The organism is Clostridium sp. ATCC BAA-442 (assembly GCF_964239415.1).
GTDB lineage: Bacteria > Bacillota > Clostridia > Oscillospirales > Oscillospiraceae > Flavonifractor > Flavonifractor plautii.
Map to the genome: position 1 here is coordinate 9,579 of NZ_CAXSQB010000021.1, position 24,889 is coordinate 34,467.

Genomic DNA, 24,889 nt, shown 5'->3' on the forward strand with positions numbered 1-24,889 from the left:
CCCCCCCCCCCCCCCCCCCCCCCCCCCCCGCCACTCATCTTCACAAAATGTTTTGATAGTTCCGCCGCCCATAGAGGATGCGCTGGATCTGCACCGTTTGTCCTGAGATGGTATAAAAGACCAGATAATTCTCCACGATGAGATAGCGGTATCCTTTGGCGGCCAGGGCCAGATCACGGGGGCGCGGACACCGTTCCGGCATATGAGACAGGCCGCCGATCTCCTCCGTCAGCTTGTCATAGTACCGCAGAGCGGTCTCTGGGGAGAGCGTGTTCAGATAGTCGATGATCTCCAGAAGATCCTGCTTTGCGGTGGAAAAGATTTTTACCTCATACTTTTCCATGGACGCGCTCCCTCAGCTGACGGGCCACTGCAAGGAAATCTTCCCCCTCCGCGCCGGCGGATATCTCCTGCTCCGCCACGGCCAGCTTTCCGTAAAGGTCGATGAGCGCCTGCTGCCGCTCATACTCCTCCATACTGAGGACTACCATGTCGCCGCTGCCGTTGCGGGTGATATAGACCGGCTCATGGGTCTGGCGGCAAAAATCAGATATCTCGTTGGCATTGTTGCGCAGGTCGGAAATCGGACGAATGGTCGGCATGACAGCCACCTCCTTATAGGAACAGTATAGCAAAATTATGAGTAAATATCAAATGAAATTTAGAGTGAATCGAGGTGATCAAAATCGGCAGTGGAAACTGGATCGTCGACAACTTGAATTCCGCTCTGGAAACCTGGAATGGCAAGCTCACGGAGATCTGGCAGCTCATCAGCACCACCCCGGAGGAGTTCAAGGGCGGCGGGGTCTGGAATGTGATCGTCAATATCAACGGCGCCCTCCAGGCCATCGGCTACGCCCTCCTGGTGTTGTTTTTTGTGATGGGCGTGGTCAAGACCTGCGGCAGCTTTACCGAGCTGAAAAAGCCGGAGATGGCCCTCAAGTGCTTTGTCCGTTTTATTCTGGCCCAGGCCGCGGTAATGTATGGGATGGAGCTCATGACCGCCCTGTTCCGTGTGGCCCAGGGCATGATCTCCACTATCATGGACTCGTCCGGTCTGGCGGATCTAAGCGCCACCACGCTCCCGGACGAGATGGTGACCATCATTGAGAGCGTGGGGCTGATTGAAAGCATCCCTCTGTGGGCCATCACTCTGCTGGGCTCCCTGTTTATCTGGGTACTGGCCCTGGTAATGATTCTGACGGTCTACAGCCGTTTTTTCAAACTCTACATCGCCACCGCGTTCGCCCCTGTTCCTCTGGCGAGCTTCGCGGGACAGCCCTCCAGCAGCATTGGCGTGGCCTTTCTGAAAAGCTACGCCGCCATCTGCCTGGAGGGCTGTGTTATTGTATTGGCCTGTGTGATTTTCTCCGCCTTCGCTTCGTCCCCGCCCGCCATAGCGGACAGCTCTCTCGCTCCGGCCACCATTGTGTGGAACTATGTGGGCGAACTGATTTTCAATATGCTGGTGCTGGTGGGTTCCATTAAGATGAGCGACCAGTTCATCCGGGAGTTAATGGGGCTGGGTTAATCTACATCACGCCACAGGTCATCCACCTTGACGCTGTATCCTCCGCCCGGTGCGGATTCGCCGTTTTCCCTTGCCTCACGTAGCCGCGCCAGGAAGATCTCCTCGGAAATCTGATTCTCCCGTCGCCGGGCAATGATAGAGCGGATCTTTTTGACAAAAGAAACAATCCACGATACGACGACGATGGCCAGCATAGCATACCAAATGCCTTCGCCAAGCACGCGGTGGGCCTCAAACCACTCGTGGAACAGCGTGGGAACGATCAATGCATATAGGAGGGGGATAGACAGACGAAATACCGCAGCTACCCTGAACAGAATGGACAAAAGAATCATCAAAGCGCCCAACATCAAATATGCCATAACTGCTTCCTCCTTTGGTAAGTTATACGCATCGTACCATACGCAGGCAGATTTTGCAAGCGTCTGTCTGCCGATTCTAAAACCTGGAGGTGATTTCACTGGAGGTACGCATCAACAAGGAAGTACGGGACTATCAGGAGAGCTTATTTTTTGGCCTCACCCTGCGGCAATTTATTTTCGCCCTGCTGGCTGTCGCCGTGGCCGTGGGGATCTACTTCGGCCTACGCCCAGTGCTGGGCAGCGAGGTCGGCTGGGTGTGTATCCTGGCCGCCTTTCCCTTTGCCCTGGGCGGCTTTTTTCAGTATAACAGCATGACCTTTGAACAGTTTATCCTGGCCGTGATCCGCTCCGAGCTGCTCTATCCGAAACGGCTCGTGTTCAAATCGGACCACCTGTATGCCAAAGCCCTGGATAATTCAACGCTGAAGGAGGCTGTCAAGCTTGATTAAAACCCTGCTGACCACGTTAAAGCAGGATAAAGAGACATTTGAGGTACCGAAATCCGTACAGGACGCCATCCCCATCCGCCGCCTCTGGCCGGATGGGATTTTTCAATTCGGAAGCAAATTCTCCAAGACCCTGCGGTTCAGCGACATCAACTACGCCATCGCATCCAAAGAGGACAAGACGGCCATGTTCCTGGACTACTCCGAGCTGCTCAACGCGCTGGATGCCGGGTCCACCACCAAGATCACCATCAACAACAAGCGGGTCAACCGGGAGGACTTTGAACGGGAGATCCTGCTTCCCCGACAGGATGACGCGCTGGACGGCTACCGGGCCGAGTACAACGCCATGCTCATGGACAAGGTCACCGACTCCTCCAACAGCGTGGCCCAGGAGCGGTATATCACCCTGTCCGTTTACCGCAAGAGCGTGGAGGAGGCCCGCACATTCTTTGACCGGGTGGTACACGATGTGACCTCCCGGCTGAACCATCTGGACTCCCACAGCGAGGAGCTGGACGCGGTGGAGCGCCTGCGGGTGCTCCACGACTTCTACCGCGCCGGCGAGGAGACGGAGTACCGCCTGGATCTGCGTGAGTGTATGCTCCGCGGCCACTCCTTCAAGGACGCCATCTGCCCGGACAGCCTGGAATTCAGGAAGGATCACTTCGTCATGGGGAACAAGTACGGCCGCGTGCTGTTCCTCAAGGAGTACGCCAGCTACATCAAGGACTCCATGATCAACGAGCTGACCGGTCTGAACCGAAACCTGATGCTGTCCATCGACATCATCCCCGTCCCAACGGACGAGGCCGTGCGGGAGCTGCAGAACCGCCTGCTTGGGGTGGAGACCAATGTCACCAACTGGCAGCGCCGGCAGAACAGCAGCAACAACTTCTCCGCCATTGTCCCCTACGATCTGGAGCAGCAGCGGAAGGAGACCCGCGAGATGCTGGACGACCTGACCACCCGTGACCAGCGGATGCTGTTCGCCGTGGTGACGCTGGTGCATCTGGCGGACAGCAGGAAGGAGCTGGACAGCGACACGGAAGCCCTCCAGTCCATCGCCCGGAAGCATCTGTGCCAGCTCGCCCCTCTGAGCTGGCAGCAGGCGGACGGCCTCGTCACCGCCCTGCCCCTGGGCCTGCGACGGATTAGCGCCCTGCGCACCCTCACCACCGAGGCCCTGGCCGTGCTCATGCCCTTCAAGGCCCAGGAGATCCGCCACCAGGGCGGCGTGTACTACGGTCAGAATGTCATCAGCCGGAACCTCATCCTGGCCAACCGGAAGGAGCTGCTCAACGGCAACGGGTTTGTCCTGGGCGTCTCCGGCTCCGGCAAGTCCTTCACCGCCAAGCGGGAGCTGGCGGCGCTGGCCCTAGCTACCGACGACGATATTATTTGTATCGACCCGGAATCGGAGTACCGGCCCATTATCGAGGGGCTGGGCGGTGAGGTGGTCAACATCTCCGCCACCTCGCCCAACCACATCAACGCCATGGATATGGAGCAGGACTACGGCGACGGGGAGAACCCGGTGGTGCTTAAGTCCGAGTTCCTTCTCTCGCTGTGTGAGCAGCTCATGGGCAGCCGTCAGCTCTCCGCCAAGGAGAAATCCATCATCGACCGCTGCACGGCCCAGTGCTACCACGGCTACATCCGGGGCGGGTACCAGGGCAGCGTCCCCACCCTGCGGGATTTCCACGCGGAGCTGCTGCGCCAGCCGGAGCCGGAGGCCCGCGACGTGGCTCTGGCCATTGAGTTGTTCACCGAGGGCAGCCTGAACACCTTCGCCAAGCCCACCAACGTGGACACCAGCTCCCGTATTCTCTGCTACGACATCCGGGATCTGGGCAAGCAGCTCCTCCCCGTGGGGATGCTGGTGGTGCTGGACAGCGTGTTCAACCGCATCATCCGCAACCGCAGGCTGGGCAGGAGCACCTGGGTCTATATTGATGAGATCTATTTGCTGTTCCAGCATGAGTACAGCGCCAACTTCCTCTTCACCCTCTGGAAGCGGGTGCGGAAGTACGGGGCCTGCTGCACCGGCCTGACCCAGAATGTGGACGACCTGCTCCAGTCCCACACGGCCCGCACCATGCTGGCCAACAGCGAATTTCTGGTCATGCTCAACCAGGCGAGCACGGACCGGGCGGAGCTGGCCCGGCTGCTCAACATCTCGGACAACCAGCTCTCCTACATCACCAATGTGGACTTTGGCCGGGGACTCATCAAGTGCGGCAGCGCCATTGTGCCCTTTATGGACCATTTCCCCAAGAATAACCTCTACCGGCTCATGAGCACCAAGCCCTCCGAGGCGGATGCGGCGGCGTAACACAGAAGGGGCAGGGCCCTCCTGGGCCCCGCCCCTCTTCGCGGGAGGTGATACTCCATCCAAAAGATAAAAGAAAAACCCACGGTACAGAAGAAACTTAAAGAGAAGATACAGGCAGCGCCCAAGGAGCTGACCCGGCGCGGGCTGGAGGACGGCGTCGAGCGCCTGAGAGGGCAGCTCCGGGATACCGCCCAGGGCGGTCAGGCAGACCGCTATGGCGGTGACCAGATCGAGGATGCCGCGGCCGGTGGAATACGCCAGGCAGAGCACCGTGCGGAACGGCTGCTTGGAAGGGGGAAAAAGAAGCGCGGTGGCCCCTCCGCCGACGTTGTTTCCAATGGACCGCCTGTCCCAACAGAGGATACCCCAACGCATCCCCCTGCCGAACAGTGGCCAAGAATCAAGACTCGGGAGGTAACCAGGAGTTCTTCAACGGTTCCGGCACTGGAACCATCCCCACAGGCGGCCTCTAAGCCTACGATCAAAATGAAGGGGGCCTATCTCCAGCGGGGATCGCCGCCTCCCACAGAGCCGCCTGCCCAGGGCAGTCGAATGCTTGTGCGGGAACAGGGCCGGATCGTGGCTAGGGATCGGGCACAGCGGCGTGGCCGGCTGGAGGCCACATCCACACCCAAGAGTGACTGCAGAGCGTCTTCGGCCCGCAAAGCCGGAGGAAAAGCTGGTGGGAGCAGATACGCTTCACCGCGCCCAGCCTCCGCATCAGGAGTGCCTGTGCGCCGGGCGTCTCAAGAACATATCGTTCCAGGGAAGGGCCCGTCCGCATCAAAGAGAGTTTCGCACCCTCCGCGCGGCGCGGTAAAGACCGCGGAGCACACCTCCAGGCGGACCATCAAGACGGCAGACCAGGCGGCCAAAACGGCGGAGAGGACGGCGAGGGCCGCCCCCAGGACTATGCAAGCTGCCGCGAACCTCACCCGGCACACCGCCCAGGCGGTCCGCGCCACGGCCCAGACAGCGGCTGTGACCGCCAAAGCAGCGGCCAGATCCGCCGTGGCGGCGGCCAAGGCCGCCATCGCCGCCGCTCAGGCACTGCTCTCCGCCCTTGCGGCGGGCGGCGGGGTTATTCTCGCACTCGTGGTCGTGGTGTGCCTGGTCGGAATCCTGATCGTCTCACCCTTCGGCATCTTTTTCGCGGACGGCGGGAACGCCCCGGACGCCGTCTCTCCATCTGCAGCCGTGGCCCAGCTCAACCGTGAGCTGGCGGACCGGCTGGAGGAGCTGCAGGCCGGTGGGGCATACGACGGCGTGGAGGTGCATGGCCAGCCTCCCGGCTGGCCGGAAGTATTGGCCGTGTTTGCCGCCCGGACAGCCGGAGCGGAGGACGGCGTGGACGTGGCGGTACTGGACCCGGAGCGGGTGGAACGGCTGCGGACGGTGTTCTGGGATATGACGAAGCTCACTACCCAGGTGGAGACCATAGAACACACAGGAACTGGAGAGGAGGGCGGATGGACGGAGTCCATCCTGCACATCACCATCACCCCCAGGACGCCGGACGATATGCGGGTGTTCTATCAATTCACCGATGACCAAAATGAGGCGCTGGACGAGCTTCTGGAAAACCGGGATCTCCTGGCCGCACTGGCGGGCGACTTGACGATCTCCGACCCGGACGCCAAGGCCCTGCTGGCCGCGCTCCCGGAGGATCTGTCTCCAGAGCGGCGGGCTGTGGTGGAAACCGCCTGTTCCCTGGTGGGCAAGGTGAACTACTTCTGGGGCGGCAAATCCCTGGTTTTAGGCTGGGATGAGCGCTGGGGAACCATTCAGAAGGTCACTGCGGCAGGCAGCTCCACTACCGGGACCTACCGGCCCTACGGGATGGATTGCAGTGGATTCGTCGATTGGGTATTCTACAATGTGACAGGCGGCGAGTACATCATAGGCCACGGGGGTGGAGCCACCATGCAGCACAATTACTGTACGGAGATCTCCTGGGACGAGGCCCTCCCTGGGGATCTGGTCTTCTACCCAGGCGACGAGCATGTGGGTATCGTGGGCGGCAGGGATGGGAACGGAGAGCTGCTCATTGTCCACTGCGCGTTCAGCCAGGACAATGTGGTCATTACCAGTCTGCAAGGGTTTACATTTATTGGGAGGCCCTTGTACTACGTCAAATAAATTCCGTTGATAGGTTTGCCAGCTCTCTTTTGTTACCTCCATTGGCCGTGCTGCCCTGGTAAATAGGGCTCCAGAAGTTTCCGTTGGATAATAAAGCCTCAAGGTCTAACAAAACTGCGAGCAGAAAGAAATATATGTAAATTTGGATTGACTTTTGGTGCATATTGTACTAATATTGTTGTAGAAAGAGTACAATTTTATTGGATATAATTCACAAAGGAGGGGACATAAATGAAGGAATCTAAATACAATGTTTTCCTGAAAGAAGATCCTGCAAATCCCGAAAGCCCCATTATTGCGTTTAACGGTATGACCTGTTCTCTGGCTGCGATGACACCTAGTGAGTATGAAATATTTCTAAAGGGCAGAGACAATTCGTTCGAGGATTGTAACAGTACATGCTTTATGCGAAAAACGTGTTCGTAATATTAATTTTATTTTGCAAAGCAAATTTTACGAAAACTGTTTCTGGAGCAACAGAAGTTGAGGTTAATGGAAATTTTTATGATATTCAAGGGGTAGATGCTATTCCTCTTGGAGAAACATATAACGTTGTAATTGAGCGTCATGGAGTTCAAACACCATGGGACTGAAAAAAGATATATCTTGCGTCGTTGAAGGCCGAGTGGGTCAATGCGCATATGATCCAGATATTTTGAAAAGCGGTCAAGAATCGGGGCAATCCCCTCGGCCTGTCCTGGATGCACCGTAGCAAGGGTTGGGGGAACGGCTATGTCGTTCCGCCAACCCTTGCTTTATATCAACTTTATTTGGTCAGGCTTTCCACAAAACGCATCAGGATGGTGGCAACCTGAGCCCGGGTGGCGCTGCTCTGGGGAGCCAATAGCCCGGCATCGGTGCTGGAGATCAGACCCTCGCCCACAGCCCAGCGCAGGGCCTCTGTGGCGTAGGCGCTGACGCTGGCGCTGTCCCCGAAGGAGGACAGGGAGCCGTCCCCGGAGGGACTGCCCACGTAACGCCACAGCATCGTGGCAAGCTGCTCCCGGGTGATGGAACCATCTGGATTGGAGCCGTCGGAGATACCGTTTTCCTTGGCCCAAGTCATTGCTTTTTCATACCACACGGCGCCGCCGGTGGTGTCCTGCCCGTCAAAGCGGGCAAGAACGGTCATCAGCATGGCCCGGGTCATGGGACCGTCAGGGGTGAAGGTATTCTCGCCGGTTCCGGAGAACAGCTCATGGGCTGTGGCGAAGGTGATGGCGTTCTCCGCATAGTGACCGTTGGTGTCGGTAAAATCGCGGCTGCGGTCCACCAGTACCAGCTCGGCGGAGCCCTCCAGCTTGACGGTCATACCGTCTCTGGTGGGGACGGACAGCTTCACAATCTCGCCGGTGTCCGCGTCCACGGCCACGGTGCCGTAGTCCGTGTCGGCGGGAATGGTCACAACAGCCTCACCCACGGACTTTGGAATAGTGACCTTGGCGGTCACATCCTTGCCGGGCTCGTCCACGGTCTTAACCTTGACGCCGTTCTTGGCAGTCTCAGTGGTGGTGACAGTGCCGTCCTTCCTGGTCTCCACTTCCAGGGTAGAGCCGTCCTTAAACATTGTGGTCTCCGTGACGGTGCCGGTTTTCTTGTCGGTGATGGTGGTCGTAGTGGAGCCATCCGGATTTTTGACAGTTTCGGTTGTGTTGTTGGAGCTGCCGGAACTGCTGGAGCTACTGGAGCCGCTGCCAGAAGAACCGCCATCTTCATTCCCGGACTGCTTCCCAGCCAGCTCGTAGACCGCCATGGTGCCAGATACCTCACAGGCCGCCAGCAGCAGATCTTTTCCGGTGGGACTGACTGCGGCCGGCACAAAGGCCAGCCCCTCGGGGGCAACATCGCCGCCGGTGACCCACTTGTCTAGCTCATCATCCTCATACTGCTCAGAGCCTGGGACCGTGGAAGAAAAGTCGCGGGAGTTGATGTAGTTGACGTAGGAAACATGGGCGGGGTCGGTGACATCATAGACCATCACGCCGCCGCTACGCTCCAGGGCAATGAAGGCGTAGATCCTGCCATCCACGGTACCCACAGTGACACTCTCCGCCTCGGGGCCCTTCTTGCCGGAGCGGTCGTCCTTCACAGCGTTGTCGTTGGAGGCGTTGAAGTAGTCGGGGAAGTACTTGGCGGTGAGGGCCTCGAAGTCGTTGCCGCTGGTAAAGACTTCCTCGATGCCGGTGTCAGTGACCTCATAGAGTGTGAAAGAGCGGCCGCCGAAGAGATAGTCCTTCTTACTGTCCAGGCCGTCATAGTCGCCGGTGTCGAAGAACACTACCTTGCCGGTAAGACCGGAGTTTTCTGCGGTGATGGAGCCGGTGGGAGAACTCTTGCCCTTGCCGAAGTTCACCTCTTTCTCATTGAGATAGTCGCCCCACTCACGGCTGTCGCCCTCGTTGGCGGTGAGCAGCCAGGTCCTGCCGTTCTGCTCAAAGGCTGCGATGCCGTCGGGCATACGGATGCCCATCAGGCTTTCATAGGTCTTGGGGTTATAGGCATCATCTTTTTTGTCGATGTCCACGGGGGTCTTGCTATGGTCCTCAAAGCCGGCGGAGTAGACACCGGTGAAGGTTTTGGATGCAAGATCCATCACAGCGATGGCGTTGTTCTCCTGGAGAGTCACATAGGCCCTGCCGCCGGAGACGGCGATGTATTCGGGTTCCAGGTCCACGGAAGGGGCGGTGTCCTTCTTCAGGATAATGCCGCTGGAGGCCAGGGCGTCCCGCTGTTCGTCAAAGGAGGCGAAGTCCACCACGGCAGCTGTGCCCGCGGTCACATCCACCACACTGACGGAGCCCTTGGGGTCCGTGTTCCCCTCGCCGTAGCCCAGGCGGGGCTCGCCCTCGTCGGCGGTGAGGACGGTGTTGTTGCCGGCAAAGGTGACCATGTCGGGCTGTACGCCCACGGGGACCACCTTGTCCAGAGTCAGGGAACCGTCGGTATTGCAGGTGAACAGGGCCACCCGGCCGGCATCGGCATAGCCCTCGGCCTGGAGGGCGGCGGCCAGGAGTTTCCCGTCGGGGGAGACAGCTACGGAGGTCATGCCGCCGTAAGTAAAAGAGCTATCCTTAGCCTGTACGGCGGCCTTTACATCAAAGGTGGTTCCGGTGAGGGCAGATACCACGCCGGTATTTTTCAGCTCACCCATGGGGATGACGGCCAGCAGGCCGCTCTTGCCATTGACGGCATAGGCATAGCCGTTGTCGCGGTTGTAGGCCACGATCTCCATGACGCCGCCGTCCACATCGAACTGACCGGCGCTGTAACCGGCGATCTTGGTTAGCTCCAGGCTGGCGGAGCCGTTCTCCATGCCCGCGGTCTGGGCCGCAGGGGCATCAGGGGCCTGCTCCACCGTCACCCAGACAGGGTTTGCATAGAAGCAGAGGCTGGCGTAGTTGGAGTCGTTGATGGTGTCAAAACGGGTGTGATTGTCGCCGATGCCGGAGTAGTCGGCGTCGGCGAGGGGGTCGCCGTTCTCGTCCACCTGGGACACGGTGGTGCCCCGCAGGCGGAAGTACAGGTTGCTGTCGGCCTCCACGGAGAAGGTGAGAGTGTAGTACCCATCCCCGCCCAAGGCCTGGGCCAGTTCATCCTTGCCAAAGGTCTTGACGATCTTGGCGTCAGTATTGCTGGTGCTGCCGTACTGGCTCTCATCCACCTTGCCGGTGACATGGCCCATGATCAGGTCAACATGGTCCAGCTCGGGGGTGTTGTCCACGGCGATGTCGGTGTCGGTGCCGAAGAGTTTCTCATAGTTGTTGGTATTACCCGCCTTGAAGCGGACAGTGACGGTCAGCTGGTCGCCCTTTTCGGTACTCAGCTCACCGCCCATGCCTGCGCTGGCCGCGCCATCGGAAACGGTGAAGGACAGGTCGGAGATCAGATTGCCGTACACGGAGTAAGCGTTGCCGGAGCGCATGCCTTCCACCACGTCAGAGAAGGTGAACTGCCCGTCATCGCCGGGCTCCACCCACACCTGGTTGGCGGAGTATTCACTGGCCCAGTAGCCGCTGGAGTACTGTTCATCGGCGCTGACTTTGAAGTGGAAGTCGGAGTTGGCGAAGTTGTAGAACTTACGGCCCTCGGACAGCAGAGAGTCCCACACGCCGCCGGTGACGGCGATCATCTCGTCGGCGCCGTTGCGGATGTCTCCCTCGGGCAGCTCGCAGCGGCCGCTGCCAGACATCTGGTTGCCCGGCATACCCTCAAAGCCAAAGACCACGCTGGGGGCCGCGTCGTTGAGGCGGCGCAGGTTTTCAATGGTCACCTCACCGCTGCCGCCGTTGTGGCGGGACGGGTGGTTAGGCAGGGCATAGCTGCCAGGGTAGTGCTCCTCCAGCCAGGCTACTGCCTCATAGGCCGTCTCCGGCCGTCCGTCGTGCTTGCGGTCGCCATAGAGCGCCTGCTCGTCCATATCGTCGCTCTTCTCGTCCAGGGCAAACAGGCTGGTGGGGTCGTCGCCGGAGCCCTGGCTGGCATACAGCCACTCAAAGGCGTGGATGCCGGAGAGGTCAGCTTCCCCGTTCTCGTCCAGGATTCCCACGCTGGCGTGGTCCAGACCGGGCATATCCCATTCAAAGCCGGTGTTCAGCAACTTGTCGGTATATTCGCCCTTCACCTGCAACTTCTCCAGCTCCCGGATCTGGGTCTGTACTGCCACATAGAAGGCGGTGTCGTACTGGCCGTTGCCCTGACCGTCCACACCGTTATAGGACTGGCGCAGATGGTCGGCCAAGCCCAGGAAGTCAAAGGCATCACCATATTGGAGGTTGCCAAACCGGGCGGCACTGTTGTCCCCGCCCTGGAGCACCTCCTCGTTGCGGAAGGCGGCGGCCAGTACGTTGGGCAGGGACATAAAGGCGGAGGTGGCGTCCTTGGATTGGCCGGTGTGGGTGTGGTACTCTCCGGTCATCCACTGGCCCTCACTCTGAGCCGTCTGCTCCTCGCGGGCCATGCCGGCAAAGCGCTCGTCAAAATCAATGTCAATCTCGCCCTCATTGCCAGGGCCAGTGAGGAAGTTTACGTCAAAGAAGGTCTTCTCGCTCTCGTCCAGGGAGGCGGCGTAGGGGGAGTAGATGGAGTAATAAATCTTGTCGGCGCTCTCGTCAAACTCCAGGTAGCGGAACCAGCCGTTGCCGCCGTTGTAGGCAAATTGCAGGTCGGTGAGGATGGAGATGACCTGCTTGCCGCTGGTGTTGGTCAGCGTCTCCACGCCGGAGCCGTGGCTGTGGCCGCCCACCAGCATAAAGACCTGGTCATAGTCCTTGACAATGTCCCACAGCTTGCTGCCCTGGCTGCTGAGCTTGATGGAGCTGGGCTGGGTGTCAGAGCAGTTTTGCAGGTCGTGGGTGGTTACGATGGTGGGGCAGTTGGGATACTCCTCCAGCACGGAGCGGAGCCATTCCTCATCCTCGCTGTTCCAGGCAGTGTTGTTGTTGCTGCCTGAGCCGCTGCCCGAGCAGGACAGGGAGATGATCAAGTAGTTGTAGCTCCCCGCCCGCAGGAACATATAGGAGCTGTTGCCGTCGCCGTTGGGGGACTGGGTCAGGTACCAGCTGGTACGGCGGGTCCAGGCAGTACTCTTGCCGGAGAAGCTGTTGTAATAGTTGTGGGTGCCGCTGGTCCAGCCGTCATGGTTGCCCATCTGGATCAGGAACTTTACCCCCGCGTCGGGCAGGCGGTAGAAAGCATCCCGAGCGCTGACATACTGGGCATCGTCGTTGTTGTCGTCCACCACGTCGCCCAGGTGGACGACGCCGGCCACGTTCAGCTCGTCGGCGCTGTCAATGAGGCCGTCAATGGCGGCGTCCATCACGTCGGGGCGGAATTCCACGGTGTTCTGGGTGTCCGGAATCAGGACGATGTTGTAGTTGTCCTCATTCCGGAGGGTGTAGTCCTCGTTGCTGCCGAACTCGCCCACATAGTCCTCGGGGTTGGGGACCAGCCACTGATCCTTGTCCAGGGCCTCGCCGGAGATGCGGATCTCCTGCAGACTGCCCTGGAGGAACTTGTCCAGGGTCTGGCCGCCATCCTTCCACCAAGAGGAGCCCACCCGGAACCGTCCGTCCGCAGGATCGGCGTACATGCCGACCATCTCGTCGGACACGTAGTCCCGGAATGCCTCGCAGCCGTTGACATAGGTGGCGATCTCGTGGCCGTCGGAGACAATGGCGATGTGGTACCACACGCCGCCCTGGTCCATAGTCACTGACCAGGCCGCGGAAGACATGGTGTGGTTGCCGGCCGCGTTGCCGGTGATGAACTGGATCTCCTTGCAGTTGGAGATGGAGGCGTACATGGTGCCCTGCTCGCCCTCCGGATTGCCGCCGTCGGAGCCTTGTCGGGCAATGAGGCTCATCCACTGGTCAGCGGCGGTCCAGTCCTCGGGGAAATAATAGAGGAACTCCAGGGTATAGCCGTTCTCAAATTCCTCGTCGTTGATAGGAGCGTCTTCCACGGTAATGAAGTCGGCCCCTGTGCGATTTCCTTTATCCTTCGTGCCGTCGTCTCCATTGAACACCAGGCTGCCGCCCTCGCCGGTCATGCTCTCGTCGGAGAAAGAGAGGTAGTTCTCCCAGTCTGCGGCTCCGGTGTCTGCGGTAAGCTGGCTGTTTACATAGAGCTGCATTTTCAGGTCATTGTCATTGCCGCTCTGGTCCTCGATGATCAGGCTGCCATCGGAAATGCTGCCAGTGGTAAACTGCTCACCAAATTTCCAGTCTGCGGCCACATCAACCTGGTCCAGTTCCTGCGCCGGTGTACTCAGCCAGTCGGATACCGCCTCGATACCCTTCTTGAATTCTTCACCGGCCTCCTCCGCCAGCGCTCCCGGACATCCTCCCAAGAGCACTGTGAGCGCAAGAAGGCCTGTTGTGAATCGTCGGTGCAAATTATGTTTCATATTGTTTGGTCCCTTCTTAGAAAATATCGGTGATATTCTACCGAAAGGTAACCTTTTTATCCTCCAGGAAACTGTAAAGTGCTTGTAAAATATCCTGGTCAGGCCTTTCGCGACGGTTTTAGCTGCTGCTGTATCCAGAGCAAGCGGTTTCCAATTTCTGCATCTGTCAGACCACAAAGCTCCTCCCAGTTTAGGAAGGGATTAAAGGTAATAGTTAGCACTGCCCCAATTTAGCAGTTAAGTCGGGTCGGCGCTAACAGCCCCGGTATTCAGGGCCGATACAGCCCTGAAGGACGCAATCAAATAAGCAGGGATCGTAAATATGCGATGCATCTTCCCGTATTTCTGTGAATCATCATACGTGGCTGAACGCCCCCTGCTTTCGCTATGGGGATTTGGCCTGCATAGGCAGTGGCTGAGGCCGCACAATGGTTCCGCTTTTATACGATGATCTAATCCAGAAGGCGGCATTTACCTGGATTTCGTGTCCGAACGAACGGAGTCCAGCCGCTGGACTCTGTGAGCATATCCGCAGAAAAATCAGCCCCACAAAAACCCGCCTCTCCGAGCACTCGCTCAGAGGGGCGGGTTTCGTTTCTGCTCCATCTTTCGGCAATCAACAGCAAGAAAAACAGGGATATAATCCTTCTCTGTTATCAGGGGACGCAAGGCCGCCGACATATAGTGCCCACAGTCATCTCCTATCCATTTTGCGTCAACTACTTCCTGCCTGCCGCATAGCACACAGGCAGAACACGCCCTCCTAGCAGGGCGTGTTCCACTATCCAGAAATCATGTGAAGACAGATACGCAATAAACTCCCCGGCGTTCCAGGCGTGGTAGACACGAAAGCCGGTCCGCTCCATGCCCCAGGTCCGCAGCCTGGCCAGTTTTCCCCCGGCGTGGACAAAGGTAGGAGCAAATAGCCACCCGCCCGGCTTTAAGACTCTCCGAGCTTCCCGCAAAACCCTGTCCGGCTCCGGTAAGATATGCAGTGCATTTGCGATCACCACCACGTCAAAGGTTTCCGAGACATACGGCAGATGGGCGGCGTCCTGCACCGAGAAGTGGAGCCGGGAAGATCCGGTCCGCTTCTTCGCTTCCGCGATCATACTGGAAGAGACGTCGGTGGCCTCCCACAGCCGGACATACGGAGACAGGGGAAAGGATAGCTGACCTGTGCCGGAGGCCAATTCCAGTACATTCATATCCCGGGTAAGATGCGGACGAATGCGATTACAGATTTCTGCATATACCGGTGCTGAGCGCCGCATGAATTTGGTGTAATGTGCGGCCATTCCCTGCCAGAAGTCCAAGTCTGATTTCTTCATAGTGATACGCCTCTTTGCGGGTTAGTTGTTGGTAACTAGAGAATACTCCAAAAGTCTCTGTTCCACAAGCCCTTTTTGATGAAGAAAGCCGCGTTGCAGACCAGACGGCCCGCAACGCGGCTTCCCTGCTATGCTAAGAGTTCCAACAACTGCCGGATGTTTTTCTTGCCGAAGGATACCTGCTCCCCATCATTGACGACCAGGCAGGGAACGCTCATGACCTGATACTTCTCCCGCAGGTCTGGGAAGTGATTCAAGTCATAAACCTGGGCAGTGATATGGGGATTTTCCGCAGCGATCCGCTGGGCCGCTGTCACCAGCCCCGGACATATGGTACAGGAGAGGGAAACCAGAAGCTCTAATTTGATGGGCTTCTGGATGGACTGGATTGCTGCTTTTGTATCTTCATCCAGAGCCTGTCCCGGTCCGGCGGCATTGTAGAGGCCCAGGATGAAGGAGGTGAACTCGTGGCCGCCGGGGACTCCGTGGAAGGCAAGGCCTGTCCAGCCCCCATCCGGCCGACAGACCCGGACACAGGGCAGGTGGTCAATTCCTTCTGTTGGACCTGTTTCCACTGTGAGCTTGCTGCTCTGTGCCGCCAGCTCCTCCATATACTGCTTCAATTCAGCGGAAAGAGGCGTTTCGTCTAGATGCAGCCGCAGGGTCAAAGGCGAGGACATCCGGGCAAATACCGTATGGAGCTGGGCCAGCATATTCCCCGTAAAAAGGGCGCTGCCTGTTTCAGCGGAAGCCGCCGTTTTTTCTGCCCGGCTCACCGGAGCCTTGGGATGTACGCCGGTCTTTTCCTGCATGGCGGCACACAGGCGTTCCAGCTCCGTGGCGGCAAGGGCGCCGTCTCCCACGGCGGTGACGACCTGCCGCAGAGGCTTGACACATACATCGCCGGCCGCGTACAGTCCGTCCGCAGTCGTCTTTTGGCTCCGGTCTGTCAGGATATAGCCCTGGTCATTCAATTCAGCCAAGCCGCGCACCAGCTCCGTGGCTGGCTCATAACCGGCAAAGACGAACACGCCGAAGGTCTCGCCGTCCACCGCACGATGCTCGGTCGATTGGCCGGTTTTGGTATTCCGGTACTGGAGATAGCGGAGGGCGGTGTCGCCGGAAACCTCCTCCACCTCTGTGTTGGTGAGGACAGCGATCTTCTCGTGGTTTCTGGCTGCATCCGCCGTTGCCTGGGCGCAGGTGAAGTCGTCTCCCCGGATCAGAATGGTCACATGGCGGGCGTACTTGGTGAGGAACACGCTCTCCTCCGCCGCGGCGAAGCCGCCGCCCACCACAAAGACATCCTTCCCGGTGAAGAACTCCCCGTCGCAGGTGGCGCAGTAGGCCACGCCCCGGCCGCGGAATTGCTCCTCACCCTGGAAGCCCACCATACGGGGATGGGCGCCGGTGGCCAGGAGAACACCGAAGCACTTCAACTCCCACCGGCCGGTGCGGACGGTCTTTACATCACCGGAGAGCTCCAGCCCGATGACCTCGGCCAGCAAAAATTCAGCGCCGAAGCCCTCTGCCTGCTTTCGCATGGTCTCGGTAAGCTCCGTCCCGCTGGCCCTGCCTACGCCGGGATAATTCACCACTTCCGAGGTAATGGTGATCTGTCCGCCGAAGTGGTCCTTCTCCACGACCACCACCCGGTAGCGGGCCCGGGCCAGGTAGAGGGCGGCGGTGAGCCCAGCAGGACCGCCGCCGATGACCACGACATCGTAAAAATTTGCCGTCTGTTCCATGGTTTAGAGTTGTCCCACCAGATCCAGACTGGGCTTCAGGGTTTCAGCGCCGGGCTGCCACTTCGCCGGGCAAACCTCGTCTCCGTGCTCCGCTACAAACTGGCAGGCCTGCACCTTCCGCAGCAGCTCGTCGGCGTTCCGGCCCACATTGCCAGCGTTGACCTCATAGGCCACAATTTTCCCCTCGGGGTTGACGATGAAGCTACCGCGCTCCGCTACACCGTCGGCCTCAATGTAGACCTCAAAATCCTTCGCCAGACAATGTGTGGGGTCGGCCAGCATGGGATACTGGATCTTTTGGATGCGCTCCGAGGCGTCATGCCACGCCTTATGGACAAAGTGGGTATCGCAGGAAACGGAGTAAATCTCGCAGCCAATGGCCTGGAACTTTTCGTAGAGATTGACTAAGTCCTCCAGCTCCGTGGGGCACACGAAGGTGAAGTCAGCGGGATAGAAGAAAAACACGCTCCACTTGCCCAGTACATCCGCCTTGGCGACGGTGCGGAACGCGTTGTTTTGATAGCACTGGACAGAGAAATCGGCAATTTCTTTTTGAATCAGGGACATAGGAATACCTCCATTCATAATTTCATTTGGTTAGTAATAGCTAACCAAATGAAATTATACAGCTTCACAGGAGAATCGTCAAGCGGCGCTTGGTGATTTCTGAAATAAACTATCATTTCCATCCGATTAACTCTTTCTGAAATTGAGCAGAGCAGGGGCGGCTTACAAAAGCTACAAAAGCCGTCCCCTGCCCTGGTACTCCACTGGAAGATAGTCTGCACACTACTATTTCTCAAGCGTGCCGTCAGTTTTTCTTTCTCGAAAGCTGATACTATATCTGTGTTTGTTCAGCATGGTTTCCTCCTTCCGCAAAAGACCACTCCATGCCAGATAGGAAAAGAGATGACTGGGAGTCCTGTTCCCTTTTATCATCTCTCAATCACGCGCACCACAGCGTCTTGGTGATCTTCCGTCAGAGCGAAGTTAGACTCAAGGCCGGCGGTGATGTAAATATCGCCCTCAGCGGTCACAAAGACCGCCTCGAAGTCGTCGCTCTCCTGCCACAAGGCAGCGGACTTTTCCAATCCCATTACAAACAGGGCGGTGGAAAGCCCATCGCATGCCAGGCCGTTGTCTCCCACAACGGTGACGGAGGTCAGGCCGCTTTCTGCCGGGCGGCCGGTGGCAGGGTCCATGATATGCCAGTAGGTATTCCCGTCCTGCTCGAAATAGCGTTCATACCCGCCAGACGTGGCCATCGCCTGATCCTGAATAGAGAGAACGATCATCGGTGTGCCGCCTCTAGGGTCTTTGACCGCGATCTTCCAGGGATCGCCGTCCGGCCTGCAGCCAACTGTCTGAACATTGCCGCCCAAGTTCAACAAAGCGGAATCCACGCCGTTTTCCCTCAAGTATTGAGCAGCCCGGCTACCAACAAATCCCTTGGCAACGCTGCCCAGGTCAATTTCCATACCGTCCGGCACAGACACGGCGCCGGTTTCGGCGTCATATCGGATCTGTGTGTAATCCACATGGGCCAACAGCCCCTCCAGGGTTTCCGCCTCTGGCACCTGATAGCTCTCCGTGGTGAAGCCCCAGGCCCGCACGACCGGATAAATTGAAATATCCAATGCGCCGCCGGTACGCTGACACATAGCAAGTGCGGACTGCATCAACTCTGCGGCGGAACCTGTCAGTGTACCGGTGCCGGTTTGGTTGATCGTGTAAAGTTCGCTGGTTTCATCCGTCACGGAAACCTTTTCTTCTAAATCAGAAATCAAAGTTTCTACATCTGCCAGCAGAGATTTATTCCCATATATAGTAAGATCCATAACCGTGTCCATAGCAAAAAAAGAATTTGTCTGGGGCTGTTCGGAAACAGTACCTGTACAACCAGCGAACATACATAGAGCAAGGGGAATAATCAGCCAGAACCGCTTCATAGTCTAGCTTCCTCCCGCAGTATAAAGCCAGTCCCCAAAATAGAAACCTCCATTGACAAATCCTCCCTGAGTGTATATACTTCTGCTTTGTGACGGTTAGCAATAGCTAACCATTAGGATAACAGATGGCGCCGGAGCCGTTTTGTTTCACGCTTTGGTTAGCTTATACTAACCATTATGCAAACAAAATAGCCCAATGCAGGACGGTCTGCATTATAACACGGAAAGGAGGCAGTTTTCAACCCGCAATTTCCTGTGTATGGCTTGGAGGCCAGCTTCATTTTCGCCACCTAAAAAATGGTGGCAAGCTGTAAAGGAGGCTAAATGATGAAGAGAGTTCTTCGCAAATTGGGGGCATTATTTTTGTCGGTGTCTATGCTTGCTTCATTGGCTGTCAATGCGGCGGCAGTGGATGCAGGTGCGAATCTGCCGGAGGAAGTAAGTTATGCGGTAAGCGCCAACGCTTATTCCGGATCTATTGGACTAGAGTTTGGCGACGACTACGCTGATTGGATCGATGCCATTAACGGTGTAGAGGTCAATGGTGAGAAATACAACGATGGCAATGATTCCTTTTTCCCTGCCAAACCATATTGGAGGGCTGGAGTCTCTCTGTCGGGAGTCTATAGCAGTTATGCGGGAATTGAACTCTCCGGAGTGGAGGATTCTCCCGCCACAGTTGTGATTTCTGCTGCGGGCTATTCTAACCTGACCGTGGAGCTGACAGCGGGCGGCAACGATGGCTATACCGCAAAAATCAAGGACAGCGGTGATGGCGGCGAAGACGGAGAGGACAGTGGTCCTGCGGGTGAGAAGGAAGTTCCTCCCACGAACTTTACTGCCGGTTCAAATCTCGGTTCCGATTTCAGACTGACTTTTTCATCAAGTGATGCAGCTTGGCTAAACAGCATTACTAATGTCAGTGTAGGCGGCAAGGAGTGGACAAGGACAGACTATTCTACTTCGGTATGGAACAACGAAACGTATTATATTTATGCGGGCGAGTATGACTCTTACTATGTGTTGATCGGTGAGGATTTTCCAGAAAATCCAGCCATCTGCGTTATCTCCGCAGATGGTTATAGCGATCTGACTCTCAAATTAAATAAAGAAAATTACACCGCAGAAGTGGTGGATGGAGCGACAGAGCCGGAAGAAGTGTACTCCATTACAGTGGAAGATGCTGAGAACGGCGCCGTAGCGGTTTCCTCTCAGGAGGCCACAGCGGGGGCCGCCATCACTGTGACAGTCCAGACGAGCAGCGGCTATGAGCTGGATGCGCTGACCGTGAGACAGGATGATGATACAACAGTAAGTACCGAGAAAACCGGAGATGGGTACACATTCGTAATGCCTGCAGGGAATGTGACGGTATCCGCTGCGTTCCGGGCCTCTCAATCCTCTGGTGAATCGAATCCGCCCACGACAGTGACAGCGAAATATAATTATTCGTCAATTTTTACGAGTACTGTTTACCTGGACTTCGGTCAGGATACAGATCCCCAGACCTGGTTGAAAAAAATTACTCAGGTTAGCGTTGACGGAGAAATCTACGAGCGGGAAACATCCCTGAGCATGGAGAGCAAAGCGTGGACTGTTGGTACGGACATAAATAGTGAGACGATGCCGACGGTCCTCCAGATCACGGAGGATTTCACTGCGCCCACTACGGTTGTGATTTCCGCTGAGGGTTACAAGGACCTGGTGGTGCACCTCACGAAGACTGGCAGCGGCAGCGATGCCCAGTATGCTGCTGAGATTGAGAACGGCGGCAGTACGGAACCCGATCCTGAACCTGGGACGGAAATTTCACTCAGCCAAATCAAAATTGCGGATGATGCCGGAATCATGCACGCATACCACTGGTATTTTACGTTTGAAGATGCATCGGGTTATATTGCCGCGATCACCTCTGTGTCGGTGAATGGCGTGCCCTGGGAAGTGAAAGATATTGAACCTTCCGCTGGCGGCACATATTACGCGGATGTAGAAAATAACCGCCTGGTGTTTGCAATCAATAACTTCAGCAGCTCTGGACCGGATACCCTGAAGAGCGGCGATGTTATCACGATTGCGGCTGAGGGCTATGAGGCACTGGAATTCAAGTTTGTACTTGATCAGAATGGAGAGAATCCCTCTGTTGAGGAGAACGACGGACAGGGGGATCACTATGAGCTCCATGTGAAGCTGGTGGGCTCTTTCGAGGCTGCCATCGTGGGCCAGGAAGATTATGACGGCGTTTCCGGCGCAACTGGCGGATCTTCCACCAATAAAAACAGCGATGTCACCGTTTACGGGGCGTTGGTGGAAAAAGGAACCGAGCCCGGCGAAGATGACTGGGACGAACTGGATCACTACTCCTCCGATATCAACATTGATGGAAGCAAGTGTTTTGTTTCTATTGTCCCGGACGTAGCGAACGGGACGCCTGAAAGCAGCGAGAGCGGTATGGAGGGCGTCTACATGACGATTAGCAGCGCCCTGACTCTGAGCGGCACACCGAAAGACCCGGGCAGCTATCTGATATCCATTACTGTGGCTGACAATCAGGGGCACACGGCTACCAGCAACGCACTGCCGTTCCGGATCTATACCGGAGAAGAAGCCCTAGCGGAACGGCTACAGCTGGAGAACTTGAAGCAGACGCAGGACGGCAGGTATATGTGGGACATCATGGAGCCCTGGGCCATTAAGAACTTTGGCAGCAATGTGGCTGGAGAGGAGAACAGTGTCCGTGTCCCAGCAGCGGTGAAAGCCTGGTATGGCTCCCACACCAGCGGCACATACGGTTATCTCGGCTATGACATCCCCTGGGATGATGTGCTGGCGGATAAAATTCCCCAGACACTCTATATTCCCAGCGGCTGCGATCTGACCTTTGTAAATATGGAGATCCTCAGCAGTGTCCGCATCGTGGTAGAGAACGGCGGCAAGCTGACTCTCCAGGACTCCGTGGTACAGGGCATCATCGAGGTCGAGGACGGCGGAACCTTCTCTATGAATTATAACGGCTATGGCGGCCAGGGCGAATTTTTGGTTGGCTCCTCTCTTTGCGGGCAGCTGCGTCTGGAGGACGGAGCAATTCTGGAGAATGCCGCTATCTACTCCCATATCAACTACCTTGCCAACGGCAACTTGGCAGACCGCACCAGCAATGAACCCGTGGTGGTTGCCGCCGGAGATGTGACCGTCCAGGGTCAAGTATTCATTCAGGGTGATGAAGCGGGAGACAACAAAATTGGACAGACCGGTCTGAGAGTGCGGAATGGAACGCTGAAGGTAGAGGACGGCGCAGTGCTGGTCGTCTATGGCGGAGACGCAAAAGTACAGCTCTACCCCACCAGCGGCACTGCTGTTCAGTTAGACAACGGTACAATTACCGGAGACGGTAAGGTGGTGGCGGTTGCTGGCCAAGCGTTCTGGGGAGATGGAGGTACAGCAGTTTCTGGAACTGGCACGATCTCCACCAATCAGGCGTTTTTACAGGGCGCGACCGCTTCAACCTCCAATAACGCAGAAGCAGGCAAGGCTGTCAGCGGAAATATTTCCGTCACCAGCCCCAGCCGGCATGTGGAAGATGGTACAGTTATTGAGACCCTGGAGCCCGATCCTTTAGAGGCACTTTATTGGAAGAGTGGTATTGACCCTGCGCCTCCTCTGGATAAGTTTACTACCGCAGCGGTACTTACATACAATGTCGCGCTGGACGGTTCCATTGCCGACGGTATTGTTACCGTCGGCACCTCCGCCGCGGCGGAGGGCGATAAAGTTCTGGTCCAGCCTGGCAAGGGCTATGAGCTGAGCGCGGTAACGGCGAAGACCTCCAGTGGAGTCCCCATTGAAGTTACCGTGATCGGCGGTGTACATACATTTATCATGCCTGCCGCTGATGTGGGTGTGTCCGCCGATTATGCAGCTATCCGCTATGGAATCACCTATCATCTGAACGGCGGCGTGAACGCCTCCCAAAACCCGGCTACCTACACAGTGGAAGATAAAGTTGTGCTTCAGGCCCCCACCAAGACGGGGACTTCCTTCTTGGGATGGACCTACGAGGGTGTGACGGAGCCTGTCAGGGAAGTCGTAATCCCTGCGGGCAGCACCGGCAATAAGAGCTTTACCGCTCACTGGGAGAACGAAACGGCGCCCACACTTTCTATTGAAGCAAGCGCCACATCCCTGCGGGGCGGCGGTACTGTGACTCTGACGGTGAGTGGTGCTGCCGGCGATCTGTCTGTGAAGCAAACGGACGACCAGGGCAGCGCGGAAAAGACGTTGCTTGCCGGAGCGGATGGCACCTATTCTGCAAGCCTGCCGAACCAGACAGCCACCTACACGTTCACCGCGACCGCGGAGAACGGGACCGCACAATGCACCGTGTCTGTGACGCGTAAGAGCGGCGGAGGCTCCTCCGGCGGCGGTTCTTCTTCTGGCGGTTCCTCCACGACGACCACCACCGAGAAGAACGATGACGGCAGCACAACCACGACGGTTACGAATAAGAATACCGGGACTGTCACGGAAACCACGAAATATGAGGACGGCTCCACCCTGGTGGTAAAGAGCGAAAAAGACGGCACCGTGACCACCACGGAAAACCGCGCCGATGGCGTCAAAATCAGGGTCGTGGACGAGCCGGGCGAGGATGTGAAAGTCACCGTCACTGTTCCCCAAAATGTGGATGAAACTATTGTAACGGTCCCTGTTGATGTGGATTACGGTATGGTGGCTGTGGACGCGGATACCGGAGAGATCATCAGCTTGTCCGTTCCCACTGAGGACGGGATGTTGGTGCAGGTGGATAAGACTACAGACTTGCTCATTGTAGACAACGCCAAGGAGTTTGAGGATACGGACGGACACTGGGCGGAGGATGCCATTGATTATGCAAGTGCCCATGAGCTCTTCGCCGGTACGACTGAGGATACCTTTGCGCCTGACAACACGATGACCCGTGCCATGCTGGTGACAGTTCTGGCCCGGTTTGATGGACAGGATACCACCGGCGGCAACGTCTGGTATGAGTCGGCTATGGCCTGGGCCAAGGAAAACGGTATTTCCGACGGCAGTAATCCCAACGGCCAGATCACCCTGGAACAGCTTGCGACGATGCTGTACCGGTATGCTGTGCAAGAGGGCTACGATGTCGGGCAGGATGACGCAGAGATTCAGGAATTTGCTGACTATGGTGACATTTCTGAATACGCGCGGGAAGCTATGGCCTGGGCGGTGGACACTAGGCTTATCAACGGAACCAGCGACACCACACTCTCCTCCAAGGGGAACGCAACTCGGGCTCAGGTTGCCACCATCCTCATGCGGATGTGCGAGAATATTGTTGAGTAAGACAATGCGCTTTGGGGGAGGGCTGTTGTGTCTGCTCTTTCATGAGATTCAGAGGAATAGAATGGCTCGACCCTAACCCAACTAAGCGGCGCAGCATACTTCTTCGTATGCTGCCCCGCTTTTGGCTTTTATTAAGAGGTGTTTATGTCGCCGCCGGTTGTTCTGTTTCATCGTCCGGTTAGGCCGGCTTCAACGTAACCGTCAAAGGTAGGGACGGATTAAAAGGCGAAGAGGTTATGAGATATTAATTCTCGTTTTGTGAGGTGCCGGGAACCAGGGGCGCGTGGGAATTGAAACGCCAGGCAAAGCTGGAGCATTGGAGGGCGCAAATCATAGACTGCCACAGCAGCGGTATGAGCGTAAGGGGGATGGTGTGCGGAACACAATATTTTGACAAAGACGTACTACCGCTGGGAAAAGAAAATCCTTTCGTCGGCAGCCGCGGAACTTGTGCCCACAGATTCAGTAGCGCAGCTACCGGCAGCCTTGTAGAACTCCCATTGCTGCCTGAGCGGCAGACGGTGGGTGGAGTGGTTGCCAGCATTCAGAACGGAAAAGGGAAAGCAGACAACTATTCAGGTGCGGACACGGTCGTAGTGAGGACGATTTGCCAGGTACTGAAATCATGCTGGCCTGCCCTGTCTGCGGCACAGCCATGATGGAGATTGGAAAGGACGTCTGGCGCACAGTTGCTTGACGTTTACGAAGAATCCCTTTTTAGACAAGTCTGTACTGAAATAATCAATCGCCGTCTGATTCAGGTGTCACCGCTGGGCTGTTCTGTCGTAGCGGCAGAAC

General features: G+C 57.1%; 14 protein-coding genes. 6 read left to right on the forward strand and 8 right to left on the reverse strand.

Annotated elements, in window-relative coordinates:
- Positions 1 to 40: 40 nt before the first annotated feature.
- Complete coding sequence (locus tag ACESY8_RS10475; RefSeq protein WP_007493011.1) at positions 41 to 343, reverse strand: type II toxin-antitoxin system RelE/ParE family toxin; 303 nt, start codon at positions 341 to 343, stop codon at positions 41 to 43.
- Positions 330 to 602 carry a type II toxin-antitoxin system Phd/YefM family antitoxin gene (locus ACESY8_RS10480; protein WP_009260195.1) on the reverse strand — a complete coding sequence of 91 codons (273 nt, stop codon included), beginning with the start codon at positions 600 to 602 and terminating at the stop codon, positions 330 to 332. The genes ACESY8_RS10475 and ACESY8_RS10480 overlap by 14 nt, the downstream gene beginning before the upstream one ends.
- 83 nt (positions 603 to 685) lie before the next feature.
- Between ACESY8_RS10480 and ACESY8_RS10485 the strand changes: the two genes are divergently transcribed.
- The gene (locus ACESY8_RS10485; RefSeq protein ID WP_204681963.1) at positions 686 to 1,531 is read left to right on the forward strand and encodes a VirB6/TrbL-like conjugal transfer protein, CD1112 family; all 846 of its coding nucleotides are present in this window, start codon (positions 686 to 688) and stop codon (positions 1,529 to 1,531) included.
- Here ACESY8_RS10485 and ACESY8_RS10490 read toward each other — a convergent pair.
- Positions 1,528 to 1,893, reverse strand: a complete 366-nt coding sequence (locus ACESY8_RS10490; RefSeq protein WP_054338979.1) for a hypothetical protein — start codon at positions 1,891 to 1,893, stop codon at positions 1,528 to 1,530. The genes ACESY8_RS10485 and ACESY8_RS10490 overlap by 4 nt on opposite strands.
- Before the next feature lie 98 nt (positions 1,894 to 1,991).
- Between ACESY8_RS10490 and ACESY8_RS10495 the strand changes: the two genes are divergently transcribed.
- The 4 genes from ACESY8_RS10495 (at position 1,992) to ACESY8_RS10510 (ending at position 7,406) form a co-directional block, all read left to right on the forward strand.
- Positions 1,992 to 2,342: a PrgI family protein gene (locus ACESY8_RS10495; protein WP_024723228.1), complete on the forward strand. Its 351-nt coding sequence runs from the start codon at positions 1,992 to 1,994 to the stop codon at positions 2,340 to 2,342.
- Positions 2,335 to 4,674, forward strand: coding sequence for a VirB4-like conjugal transfer ATPase, CD1110 family (locus tag ACESY8_RS10500; RefSeq protein ID WP_054338980.1), 2,340 nt, complete (start codon positions 2,335 to 2,337; stop codon positions 4,672 to 4,674). Before ACESY8_RS10495 ends, ACESY8_RS10500 begins: the two co-directional genes overlap by 8 nt.
- 912 nt (positions 4,675 to 5,586) lie before the next feature.
- Positions 5,587 to 6,813, forward strand: a complete 1,227-nt coding sequence (locus ACESY8_RS10505; RefSeq protein ID WP_204681960.1) for a C40 family peptidase — start codon at positions 5,587 to 5,589, stop codon at positions 6,811 to 6,813.
- A 398-nt stretch (positions 6,814 to 7,211) separates the two neighbouring features.
- Positions 7,212 to 7,406, forward strand: a complete 195-nt coding sequence (locus ACESY8_RS10510; protein ID WP_140402487.1) for a hypothetical protein — start codon at positions 7,212 to 7,214, stop codon at positions 7,404 to 7,406.
- 173 nt (positions 7,407 to 7,579) lie between these two features.
- Here ACESY8_RS10510 and ACESY8_RS10515 read toward each other — a convergent pair whose 3' ends face one another.
- From ACESY8_RS10515 to ACESY8_RS10535, 5 genes are all read right to left on the reverse strand, one after another.
- Positions 7,580 to 13,717 (reverse strand): choice-of-anchor I family protein, encoded by a 6,138-nt coding sequence (locus ACESY8_RS10515; protein ID WP_204681959.1) that lies wholly within the window; start codon positions 13,715 to 13,717, stop codon positions 7,580 to 7,582.
- 719 nt (positions 13,718 to 14,436) lie between these two features.
- On the reverse strand, positions 14,437 to 15,048 hold the full coding sequence (locus tag ACESY8_RS10520) for a class I SAM-dependent methyltransferase (RefSeq protein ID WP_498794727.1): 612 nt from the start codon (positions 15,046 to 15,048) through the stop codon (positions 14,437 to 14,439).
- A 128-nt stretch (positions 15,049 to 15,176) separates the two neighbouring features.
- Positions 15,177 to 16,796, reverse strand: coding sequence for an FAD-dependent oxidoreductase (locus ACESY8_RS10525; RefSeq protein WP_087361011.1), 1,620 nt, complete (start codon positions 16,794 to 16,796; stop codon positions 15,177 to 15,179).
- 3 nt (positions 16,797 to 16,799) lie between these two features.
- Positions 16,800 to 17,363, reverse strand: coding sequence for an alkyl hydroperoxide reductase subunit C (gene ahpC / locus ACESY8_RS10530; RefSeq protein WP_054338985.1), 564 nt, complete (start codon positions 17,361 to 17,363; stop codon positions 16,800 to 16,802).
- A 368-nt stretch (positions 17,364 to 17,731) separates the two neighbouring features.
- Entirely contained in the window at positions 17,732 to 18,745 is a 1,014-nt protein-coding gene (locus ACESY8_RS10535) for an FAD:protein FMN transferase (RefSeq protein ID WP_054338986.1), read from the reverse strand.
- Between the two features lie 327 nt (positions 18,746 to 19,072).
- Between ACESY8_RS10535 and ACESY8_RS10540 the strand changes: the two genes are divergently transcribed.
- On the forward strand, positions 19,073 to 24,091 hold the full coding sequence (locus tag ACESY8_RS10540; protein WP_434307682.1) for a hemoblobin-interacting domain-containing protein: 5,019 nt from the start codon (positions 19,073 to 19,075) through the stop codon (positions 24,089 to 24,091).
- Positions 24,092 to 24,889 lie beyond the last annotated feature (798 nt).

What these genes read in the sequence shown, in the direction of transcription:
- ACESY8_RS10475 (WP_007493011.1), bottom strand. Translation starts at nt 343, where the DNA reads ATGGAAAAGTATGAGGTAAAAATCTTTTCCACCGCAAAGCAGGATCTT.
- ACESY8_RS10525 (WP_087361011.1), bottom strand. Translation starts at nt 16,796, where the DNA reads ATGGAACAGACGGCAAATTTTTACGATGTCGTGGTCATCGGCGGCGGT.
- ACESY8_RS10535 (WP_054338986.1), bottom strand. Translation starts at nt 18,745, where the DNA reads ATGAAGCGGTTCTGGCTGATTATTCCCCTTGCTCTATGTATGTTCGCT.
- ACESY8_RS10490 (WP_054338979.1), bottom strand. Translation starts at nt 1,893, where the DNA reads ATGGCATATTTGATGTTGGGCGCTTTGATGATTCTTTTGTCCATTCTG.
- ACESY8_RS10480 (WP_009260195.1), bottom strand. Translation starts at nt 602, where the DNA reads ATGCCGACCATTCGTCCGATTTCCGACCTGCGCAACAATGCCAACGAG.
- ACESY8_RS10540 (WP_434307682.1), top strand. Translation starts at nt 19,073, where the DNA reads ATGAAGAGAGTTCTTCGCAAATTGGGGGCATTATTTTTGTCGGTGTCT.
- ahpC (WP_054338985.1), bottom strand. Translation starts at nt 17,363, where the DNA reads ATGTCCCTGATTCAAAAAGAAATTGCCGATTTCTCTGTCCAGTGCTAT.
- ACESY8_RS10515 (WP_204681959.1), bottom strand. Translation starts at nt 13,717, where the DNA reads ATGAAACATAATTTGCACCGACGATTCACAACAGGCCTTCTTGCGCTC.
- ACESY8_RS10505 (WP_204681960.1), top strand. Translation starts at nt 5,587, where the DNA reads ATGCAAGCTGCCGCGAACCTCACCCGGCACACCGCCCAGGCGGTCCGC.
- ACESY8_RS10510 (WP_140402487.1), top strand. Translation starts at nt 7,212, where the DNA reads ATGCTTTATGCGAAAAACGTGTTCGTAATATTAATTTTATTTTGCAAA.
- ACESY8_RS10520 (WP_498794727.1), bottom strand. Translation starts at nt 15,048, where the DNA reads ATGAAGAAATCAGACTTGGACTTCTGGCAGGGAATGGCCGCACATTAC.